At 64.8% G+C, this 9,694-nt stretch carries 5 protein-coding genes; 1 reads left to right on the forward strand and 4 read right to left on the reverse strand.

Features of this window, described 5'->3' with window-relative positions:
- The 4 genes from recC to ettA all read right to left on the reverse strand — a co-directional run.
- Positions 1–2,883: exodeoxyribonuclease V subunit gamma (gene recC / locus H928_RS0104555; protein WP_204366279.1), on the reverse strand; the 2,883-nt coding region annotated here is incomplete at its 3' end.
- Between the two features lie 136 nt (positions 2,884–3,019).
- Positions 3,020–4,042, reverse strand: coding sequence for a tripartite tricarboxylate transporter substrate binding protein (locus H928_RS0104560; RefSeq protein ID WP_021025452.1), 1,023 nt, complete (start codon positions 4,040–4,042; stop codon positions 3,020–3,022).
- 208 nt (positions 4,043–4,250) lie between these two features.
- Positions 4,251–6,284, reverse strand: a complete 2,034-nt coding sequence (locus tag H928_RS0104565) for a DUF1631 family protein (RefSeq protein WP_148293043.1) — start codon at positions 6,282–6,284, stop codon at positions 4,251–4,253.
- 63 nt (positions 6,285–6,347) lie between these two features.
- Entirely contained in the window at positions 6,348–8,009 is a 1,662-nt protein-coding gene (gene ettA / locus H928_RS0104570) for an energy-dependent translational throttle protein EttA (RefSeq protein ID WP_027010548.1), read from the reverse strand.
- A gap of 254 nt (positions 8,010–8,263) precedes the next feature.
- Between ettA and H928_RS0104575 the strand changes: the two genes are divergently transcribed.
- Positions 8,264–9,694: DEAD/DEAH box helicase (locus tag H928_RS0104575; protein WP_021025455.1), on the forward strand; the 1,431-nt coding region annotated here is incomplete at its 3' end.

The raw sequence follows: 9,694 nt of genomic DNA on the forward strand, positions 1-9,694 counted from the left end.
CAGGCGCCCCTCCAGCCGCAGCCGCTGGGCAGCGGCATCGAGCTGCGCGCGCAGGCGGGGCGCATCGCCCGCCGCTTCGGGGTTGTCACGCACCCAGGGCTCCAAGGCGCTCAGCAAGCTGGCCTGCAAGGCCCAGGCCTGCAGGCCATCGGGCGCAAACATCTCCTCGTCCTGGCCGGTCAGGTCCTCGTCCTCAAAATACACACGCAGGCGCTGGCGAAAGAACGCAGCCACCGGCTTTTGCGCAAAGTCCTGCAGTTGGCGCAGGTTCAGCGCGGCCTCCAGCCCCATCTCGGGCAAGGCCTCCAGCGCGTCTTCGCCCGACTCGGTCTGCAGGCCATCGCCATGCACGCCATGCCATTCCTGCGCATAGGTGTAGAGGCCATCGCTGCCCGCCTGCGAGGGCGGCTGCGCAAAGTAACGCGGGCTGAAGGGCTGCAGCGGGTGCTCCTGCGTCAGCGCGCGCAGCAGCGCTTCGCCAGCGGCAGGGCCTGCCAGGCCAGCGGGAGCATTGGCCAGTTGCCAACCCTGGGCCAGATGGTCGCGCAGCTGGCCGATCAGCACCGAAGGCGGCCTGGCTGTGCTGTCGCGGATGCTGCGCCCCACCCAGCTGATGTAGAGCTGCTCGCGCGCCGACAGCACGGCCTCCAGCAGCAGGTAGCGGTCATCATCGCGGCGCGAGCGGTCGCCGGGCCGGTACTGCTGGCGCATCAGGTCAAAATCCAGCACCGATACCGGGCGCGGATAGGCGCCGTCATTCATGCCCAACAGGCAGACCATGCGAAACGGAATCGCGCGCATGGGCATCAGGCTGCAAAAGCTCACCGATCCCGCCATAAAGCGCTGGTTCAGGCTGCTGGCATCCATGCCGGCCAGCCAGGCCTCACGCGCGACCGACAGCGGCAGGGCCTCATCAAACGCTGCCGCCTCGCACTGGCCCAGCCAGCGCTCCAGGCCCTGGATCAGCTGCATCTGCAGCAGCTTTTCATGCTCTTGCTGGGGGTCAAACAGCAAGGCCAGCACCTCGCGGGCGCGCGCCACCCAGGTGCTGGGTGGCAGGTCCTGTGCCAACAAATCGCAGGCCTGCTCCAACGCGCGCAGCAAGGCTGCCAGGCCGCCCAGCGCGGCGGCATCGAGGCCACCGATCTCGTCGTAGGGCTGGATATCTCCGAGCGCCTCGCCACGGCCTACCGCAAAGCCCAGCATCATGCGGCGCAGGCCAAAGCGCCAGCTGTTGGTCTCTCCCGCCTGCGCCAGGCCAATGCGGGCGCGCTGGGCGGCATCCAGACCCCAGCGCACACCGGCGCCCTCGATCCAGCGGTGCAGCAACGCCAGGTCGTCCGGGTCAATGCCAAAGCGTTGGCGCAGGGCATCGACGGCCAGCAGATCCAGCACTTCGCTCACCGCAAAGCGGCTCTCGGGCATGGCCAGCACATGCTCGAGCGCCACGAGCATGGGCTCGCGCCCGCGCTGGCTCTGGTCGGCCAGCGAATAGGGGATGTAACGCGCATCGCTGCGGGCGATGCGGCCAAACACCGCATCGATATGCGGCGCATAGACCTGGATATCGGGCACCATGACGATGATGTCGCGCGGCCGCAGGCTGGCATCGGCCCCCAGGCGGGCGAGCAGCTGGTCGTGCAGCACCTCCACCTCACGCTGCGGGCTGTGCGCGGTCTGAAAGCGGATGGAGCCGTCCTGCGCCGGGTCCACCGCCGGCCACAGCGCGCGGCTTTCGGCCAGCGGCCGCAGGTCCAGGATGTCGTCCTGCAACTGGGCCAGCATGTGGCTGGGCTCGGCCTCGCCAAACAGGTCAATGCGCCCGCCATTGACGGGGCCAAGCAGCGAGGCGTACTGGTCCGGCTGGTCAAACTCGTCAATCAGGTGGATGTAGTCGCGCCCCTGCTTGCCCCAGGCGGCCAGCAGCGGGTGGGCATGCTGGTGCAGGTCGTCGTCATCGATGAGCCCCTGCATGCTGCCCTTGCGCTGCTGCCGCCGGTACTGGTGGCGCAGCAAATCCTTGTCGGCAACAATGTCCGACCAGTGGTGGCGGCAGGGGTTGTGCACGCACAGCAGCACCTGGCAGCTGCGCGAGATGGCGGCCAGCGCCTGCAAGGTCTGCGCCGGCATCGACGAGATGCCAAACACCACCACGCGGCGCGGCAGGCCGGGGTTGCGCGCCTGAGGCACAGGCAGCATTTGCGGCGCTTGCGGCGGCTGCAGGTACTGCACAAAGCGCTGGTGCACGGCGGCACGGCTGGTCTCCATGCCGGCGGCGCCCACATCGTCCAGCAGCGCGCGCCATAGCTGCGCCTGCCAGCGCTGCTCTTCATCGAGCGGCTGGATGTCGCCGCGCGCGCTGCGCAGCTGGTCCCGGCCCTCAGCCCAGTCGCGCAGCCAGTCGGCGCGGTAGACCTGGTACTGGTCAAACAGATCGGCAATGCGCTCGGCCAGTTGGTAGCGCCGGCGCTGGTCATGGTCCTCGGCCAAAAAGCGTTGCAGCGCGGCAAACGCGGGCTGGGCCAGCAGATCGGGCAAGAGGCGCATCAGCCGCCAGGTGAGCGGCTGCTTGTCCAAAGGCGATATCTCGGGCACCTCGTGCTTGCCCAGCACCGCCCGGTAGGCCTGCCACAGAAACTGCGCAGGCAGCTGCACATCGACAGCAGCCGTGATGCCGCAGCCGCCCTCTGCCACCGGCTGGGCCATCGACAGCTTGAGCCACTGCGCGATGCCATTGCTTTGCACCAGAATCGTCTCGCTCTCCAGGGGCCGGAGCGGGTAGCGCTGCATCCAGGCCACGACCAGGTCCCGCAAAGCCTCCGGATGGTTGCTGTGTATCACCATCAGGCCGGGGGTCATCGCATGGACGGGGGAGGATTGCATCAGAGGGAGAAAAACGGTGGAGATGTGCCAGCTTGGGACTGTAACGCAGGCCACCGCCTGCTGGCGTCATCCAGCGCGGCGCGGGCAAGAAAAAAGGCAGCCGAAGCTGCCTGTGCGAAGTGGTGCGGGGACCGCCTCAGTCCACCGTCGCGCCCGAGGACTTGACTACCGGCGCCCAGGCCGCCACTTCGGACTTGATAAAGGCGCCAAACTGCTCGGGCGTGTTCTTCTCGGCCACAGCGCCGAGCTTTTCATAGGCTTCCTTGACCTGGGGCTTGTCAAAGGCGCGGTTCATCGCGGCATTGAGCTTTGCCACCACTTCAGGCGGCGTGCCGGCCGGCGCAATCAGACCAAACCAGGACGAGACATCAAAAGGCTTGATGCCGCTTTCTTCCATCGTCGGCAGATCGGGCGCGGTGGGCGAGCGCTTGGTGGTGGTCACGGCCAGGGCCTTGAGCTTGCCGGCCTTCACATGCGGCCAGGCCGACGGCATGTTGTCGAACATGAACTGCACCTGGCCGGCCATCAGGTCGGTGAGCGCCGGCGAGCTGCCCTTGTAGGGGATGTGCTGGGTCTTGAGTCCCGTGCGCAGCTTGAACAGCTCCCCTGCCATGTGGATCGAGGTGCCGCTGCCCGAGGACGCGTAGGAGACCTTGTCGGGGTTGGCCTTGGCAAAGGCGATCAGCTCTTGCACATTGTTGGCGGGCACGCTGGGGTTGACCACCAGCACATTGGGCACCTTGGCGCCCAGTGCCACCGGCGCAAAGTCCTTTTCCAGGTCAAAGCGCACCTTGGGGTAGAGGGTCTGGTTGATCGCGCTGGTCACCGCGACAAACAGCAGGGTGTAGCCATCGTTCTCGGCGCGGGCCACCTGCTCGGTGGCGATGTTGCTGCCGGCGCCCGGCTTGTTGTCCACGACGAAGGACTGGCCCAGCTCGGCCGTCAGCTCCTTGGCCATGATGCGCGCGACCACATCGGTGGTGCCGCCAGCAGAAAAGCCCACCACGACACGCACGGCGCGCTCGGGGTACTTCTTGGGATCGGCGGCCTGCGAGGCCAGGGGCAGCAGGGCTGCGGCGCCCAGCAAGGTGGCGGCCAGAACGTTGCGGCGCGAGGGCAGGCATGCGGCCGCAATGCGGCTGCGCGAGAATGGGCTCATGGTGTCTCCTTGGCACCTGGACGCTGAGCACATCCAGGCGATTGGCTTATTGGCTTATGGTGGCTGCAGCCTGGTGTAGCTGCATGCCCCTGGGGCTTGGTGCCCCGAAAGCGGAGATTGTGCCACGGCCAAAAGGCCTGAAACCCAGATACCCCTTAGGGGATGAGCGGTTGGCGACTGGGCAGTTGCGAGCGCTGCCCGCGAGCGCTCAAACCGGCCGTACCGCCCGCTCCTGGGCCAGCTTCTCGAGCATGCGGCGCGTGATCGATTGGCTCGCGCCGCCGCTGGCCACAAACAGGAACATGGTCGAGCGCGCATTGGTCCAACTCAGCTGCTTGGGCACCCAGCCACCGCCTTGGCCCAGGAACTCCAGCCAGACCCCGGCCTCCAGGCGCTTGCCGCCAATCCACAGCCCCACGCTGTCGGGCTTGGGGGCATCGAGCATCGAGCCCGTCACGATGATGGCGGGCTCATCCTCACCCATGGCGTCCACCGCCTCGGGCAGCTGCGCCCAGGCCGATGGGGTTGGCGCAGGCGACAAGGCCGTGGCCGCCGCCACAGCGGGCAATGGTGCGGCCACGGCCGGCACCGCCTGGCGGCCCTCTTCCTGCACCATTTGCAGCTCCACCAGCGCGCTGGGTGCCATCTGGGCCACGGCCGTGAGCACCGGCGCAATGCGCTCGGGCATCCAGCCAATGCTGGTCAGGCCGGACTTGAGGCGCGTGAGCAGCGAGGGGATCAGCATGTCTGCATCGCTGTGCATGCTGGCACTGGCATTGGCCCCTGCCAGCGCCAACACGTCGTCCACCGCCTCTTGGTAGGCGCGGTAATGCGATGAGTCCTGACCTGAGCGCTCGGCCGCCTGCAGCAGCACCTTGGGCCAGGCGCCCGTCAAGGCCGCCAGCAACGCCGGGTCCACATCAAAGCTGTGCAAGCTGGTGGCCAGGCGCAGCATCACTTCGGCCTCGATCTGCTCCAGGTTGGCAGACGCGCCAGGGCCTGGCGTGGCGGCGCTGGCTGCCAGCGGCGCTGGGGCTGGCTGCAGCGCAGGCTCGGGTTGATACCCGGGCTTGGGTGCGGGCTGCGCGAGCACCTCGCGCTCTGCCTGCATCTGGGCCAGTTGCGCCCAGTCGGATTCAGGGCTGATGCTGATCAGGCCCGACGCGCCCCACTGGCTCTCCAGCAGCATGCTGCTGGAGTAGCCCGAATCATCGACATCCTGCAGCGCCGATGACAGCCGGGGCTTGAGCCGCACGCCAAAGCGGCTGAGCGCCTGGGCGAAATCTGCCGCACTGGGCTGGGCCAGGGCCGACAGCGTCTCGACCGTCTCGGTCACCAGCTGCGGGAACTGCGGATCGGACAGCGCACGGCCCTCTTCCTTGAGCACGGTGGCCTTGTCGACAATGGTCTGCACCAGCATGCGGGCGGGATGGTCGGCATCAGTCCAGAACGAGCTGTCCTGCGCAGCCATGCGCTCCATCACCGGGATCAGCGTTTTGTAGGCCCGGACGGCGCCCACGGGGCAATGCGCGGGGATGTCGAACAAGGTCTTGGTCCGCTGCACAAAGCTGCGGGTGTTGTCTTTGGCGACGCGGCGCTTGAGCTCGGCCTTGGCCAGCAGCTCGGCATAGCTGTTCATCGCCAAGGTCATGATGCGCTGGTAGCTGGTCTGCAGGTGGTCGGCCATGACGCCCACCATGTCGGGCAGAAACAGCGCGGTTGCATCGGCAGAAATCTCCACGTCGCTCAAGGTGGCCTGCAGGCTGTCGAGGTAGACGGTGTGGTGCAAGGGGTTGCCATTGCGCCAGTAGCGGGTGATCTTGCGCAAGGGCCGGTAGACGCGCTCCAAACCCGTCAGGCTCTGCTCGGTCTGCTGCAGCAGGTTGATCTGCATGCGGCCCCATTCAATCTGGGCACGCAGCGCATTGCGGTCTTCCTGCAAACCACCGGCCTGGCCCTGGCCGCTCATCTGCGCGTGGTAGTCCTCGCGCTTGCCCTCCGCAATCGCAAACACGGCCTGGCGCAGGCGCAGTGCATAGGCGAGCGGCAGCTGCGCCTTCTTGCTGGCCAGCTGGGATTGCGCGTACAGCAACAATTGTTGATCTTGTGCGTTGCTGTAAGACGACAACTGCGCAGCCAGAGACGCCAAAGCCGCATTGCCCATGGCGGCCATCAAAGGCTCGGCCTCATGCAATGCCTGCTCCAGACAGGTGTCAAATACCGATACGGCCCGTTGCTCCACGCTTCACCTCTCCCAGTTGAAACGCCCGGCGCTTGGCGAAAGCGACGGGCGTACGGTGTGGGTTTACTTCAGGGCTTTGTAGCGCATCCGCTTGGGCGCTGCCCCTTCTTCTCCCAACCGCTTCTTCTTATCTGCCTCGTATTCTTGATAGTTTCCATCAAAAAATACCCATTGGCTATCCCCTTCCGCCGCCAGGATGTGGGTCGCAATGCGATCCAGGAACCAGCGGTCGTGGGAAATGACCAATACTGTACCCGCATATTCCAGCAAGGCGTCTTCCAGTGCACGCAGGGTTTCCACGTCCAGGTCGTTCGAGGGTTCGTCCAGCAGCAGCACATTGCCGCCCTGGATCAGGGTCTTGGCCAGGTGCAGGCGACCGCGCTCACCACCGGAGAGGTTGCCCACCTTCTTTTGCTGGTCCTGGCCGTTGAAGTTGAAGCGGCCCGCATAGGCACGCGAGGCCATCTGGAACTTGCCCACGTTGATGATGTCCAGACCGCCGGAGATGTCCTCCCACACGGTCTTTTCATTGGCCAGCGCATCACGATGCTGGTCCACAAAGGCCATCTTCACGGTCTGGCCGATTTCGACCTCACCCGAATCAGGCTGCTCCTTGCCGGCGATCAGCTTGAACAGCGTGGACTTGCCCGCGCCGTTGGGGCCGATGATGCCGACGATGGCGCCAGCCGGAATGTTCATGCTCAGGTTGTCGATCAGCAGACGGTCGCCGAAGGCCTTGGAGACATTCTTGAACTCGATCACGCGGCTGCCCAGACGCTCGGCCACAGGAATGAAGATTTCCTGGGTTTCATTGCGTTGCTGGTATTCGTAATCGCTCAGCTCTTCAAAGCGGGCAATACGGGCCTTGGACTTGGCCTGGCGGCCCTTGGCATTCTGGCGCACCCATTCGAGCTCCTTCTTCAGGGCCTTGGCGCGGGCTTCCTCGCCCTTTTGCTCCTGCTCCAGGCGGTTGCCCTTTTGCAGCAGCCAATCGGAGTAGTTGCCCTTGTACGGAATGCCATGGCCACGGTCCAGTTCCAGAATCCATTCGGCCGCGTTGTCCAGGAAGTAGCGATCATGGGTGATAGCCACCACGGTGCCGGTAAAGCGGTGCAGGAACTGTTCGAGCCAGTCCACCGATTCGGCGTCCAAGTGGTTGGTCGGCTCGTCGAGCAGCAGCATGTCGGGCTTGGACAACAGCAGCTTGCACAGCGCCACGCGGCGCTTTTCACCACCAGACAGCTGGCCGACGATGGCATCCCAAGCGGGCAGGCGCAGCGCGTCGGCCGCGATTTCGAGCTGGTGCTCGGAGTCGGTGCCGGCAGCGGCGATCACGGCTTCCAGCTGGCCTTGCTCGGCAGCGAGCGCATCGAAGTCGGCGTCTTCTTCGGCATAAGCGGCATAGACCTCTTCGAGGCGTGCCTTGGCATTGTTGACTTCGGCCATCGCCTCTTCAACCGCCTGGCGCACGGTGTGCTCGGGGTTGAGCTGGGGCTCTTGCGGCAGGTAGCCAATCGACAGTCCCGCCATCGGGATGGCTTCGCCTTCGAACTCCTTGTCGACACCCGCCATGATCTTGAGCAAGCTGGACTTTCCCGAACCGTTCAGACCCAGCACGCCGATCTTGGCGCCCGGGAAAAAGCTCAGAGAAATACCCTTCAGAATCTGTCGCTTCGGAGGAACCGTCTTGGTGACGTTGTTCATCGAAAAAACGTATTGAGCCATGTGTTCTTTTGGTAAATCAGTAAAAAAATATGCGATTTTTGATCGCGGCCACCCTGGGATTATCGGTGCATGCGACAATACCCGCAGTCAAAGGCTCCAGTTGCCTAGGACTTCAGCGCTAATGCTGGGGACGATGGACACAGTTCCGGGCTCCCTCTTTGAACCCATCTGCCTACCTGACTGGCTGCAATTATTCCAAAAAATTGCTTAGACGAGGCCGATACCCAGCGTCCAGGTTGGACGCATCTGATCCAATGAACTTTGAAGAACTGAATCTGGCACCTGCCATTGTGCAGGCTGTGCGCGAACAAGGCTACGACACGCCTACCCCTATCCAAGCCCAGGCTATCCCGCTCGTGCTACAAGGCTGCGATTTGCTGGCCGGCGCACAGACGGGCACTGGCAAGACGGCCGCTTTCACGCTGCCCATGCTCCAGCGCCTGACCCAATCCGAAGGCAGCCGCAACAAATGGGGCAACAAGGCCATCCGCGCACTGATTCTGGCCCCCACCCGCGAGCTGGCGGCCCAGGTTGAAGAAAACGTGCGCCTCTACGCGACGCATCTGGACATCAAGTCCACCGTCATCTTTGGTGGCGTGGGCATGAACCCGCAGATCGACCGCATCAAAAAGGGCGTCGATGTGCTGGTGGCCACTCCTGGCCGTCTGCTCGACCTGCAGCAGCAAGGCTTTCTGGACCTGTCCACGGTCGAGATCCTGGTGCTCGACGAAGCCGACCGCATGCTCGACATGGGCTTCATCCACGACGTCAAGAAGGTACTGGCCCTGGTGCCCAAGGACAAACAAAGCCTGCTGTTCTCGGCCACCTTCAGCGATGAAATCCGCGAGCTGGCCAATGGCCTCTTGAAGAACCCCCAGTCCATCCAGGTGACGCCGCGCAACACCACGGTGCAGCGCATCAAGCAGGTGATCCACCCCGTGGGCCGCGGCAAGAAAAAGCAGGTGCTGCTGCACATCGTGCAGGAGAACAACTGGAGCCAGGTGCTGGTCTTCACCCGCACCAAGTTCGGCGCCAACAACGTGGCCGAATACCTCAGCAAGAATGGCGTCTCTGCCATGGCCCTGCACGGCAACAAGAGCCAAAGCGCCCGCACCCAGGCCCTCGAAGGCTTCAAGTCCGGCGACCTGCGCGCGCTGGTGGCCACCGATATTGCCGCGCGCGGTATCGACATCGACGAGCTGCCCAACGTGGTCAACTACGAGATCCCCAATGTCTCGGAAGACTATGTGCACCGCATTGGCCGCACTGGCCGCGCCGGCCGCGAAGGCAATGCCGTGAGCCTGGTGTGCATGGATGAAGAAGGCTTCATGATGGACATCGAGCGCTTTACCAAGCAGGACATTCCTGTGCAGGTGCTCGAAGGCTTTGGCCCCGAAGAAGGCGAGAAGGCCGAGCCCATCGCCATGGGCCGCCAGACCATCTGGGGCGGCGCAGGCAAGGCCCCTGGCCGTGATGTGATGCAGGCAGCAGCCAAGGCTGCGCGCCAGGAAATGATGGAACGCGTGCGCACCAACAAAGTCGCTCGCGGCCCTGGCGGTAACGCAGGTGGTGGCCAGCGCGGCGGCAACGCCAAGCGCAGCCCCGGCCCACGCGCTGAGCGCGCCGAGGGCGGTGCTGATTTTGGCGGTGAAGGCATGGACCAGGCCCGCCGCGAGCAGCGCCCA

Origin of the sequence: Comamonas sp. B-9, from assembly GCF_000410635.1 — a bacterium.
Taxonomy (GTDB): Bacteria; Pseudomonadota; Gammaproteobacteria; order Burkholderiales; family Burkholderiaceae_C; genus Comamonas.

What these genes read in the sequence shown, in the direction of transcription:
- ettA (WP_027010548.1), bottom strand. Translation starts at nt 8,009, where the DNA reads ATGGCTCAATACGTTTTTTCGATGAACAACGTCACCAAGACGGTTCCT.
- H928_RS0104560 (WP_021025452.1), bottom strand. Translation starts at nt 4,042, where the DNA reads ATGAGCCCATTCTCGCGCAGCCGCATTGCGGCCGCATGCCTGCCCTCG.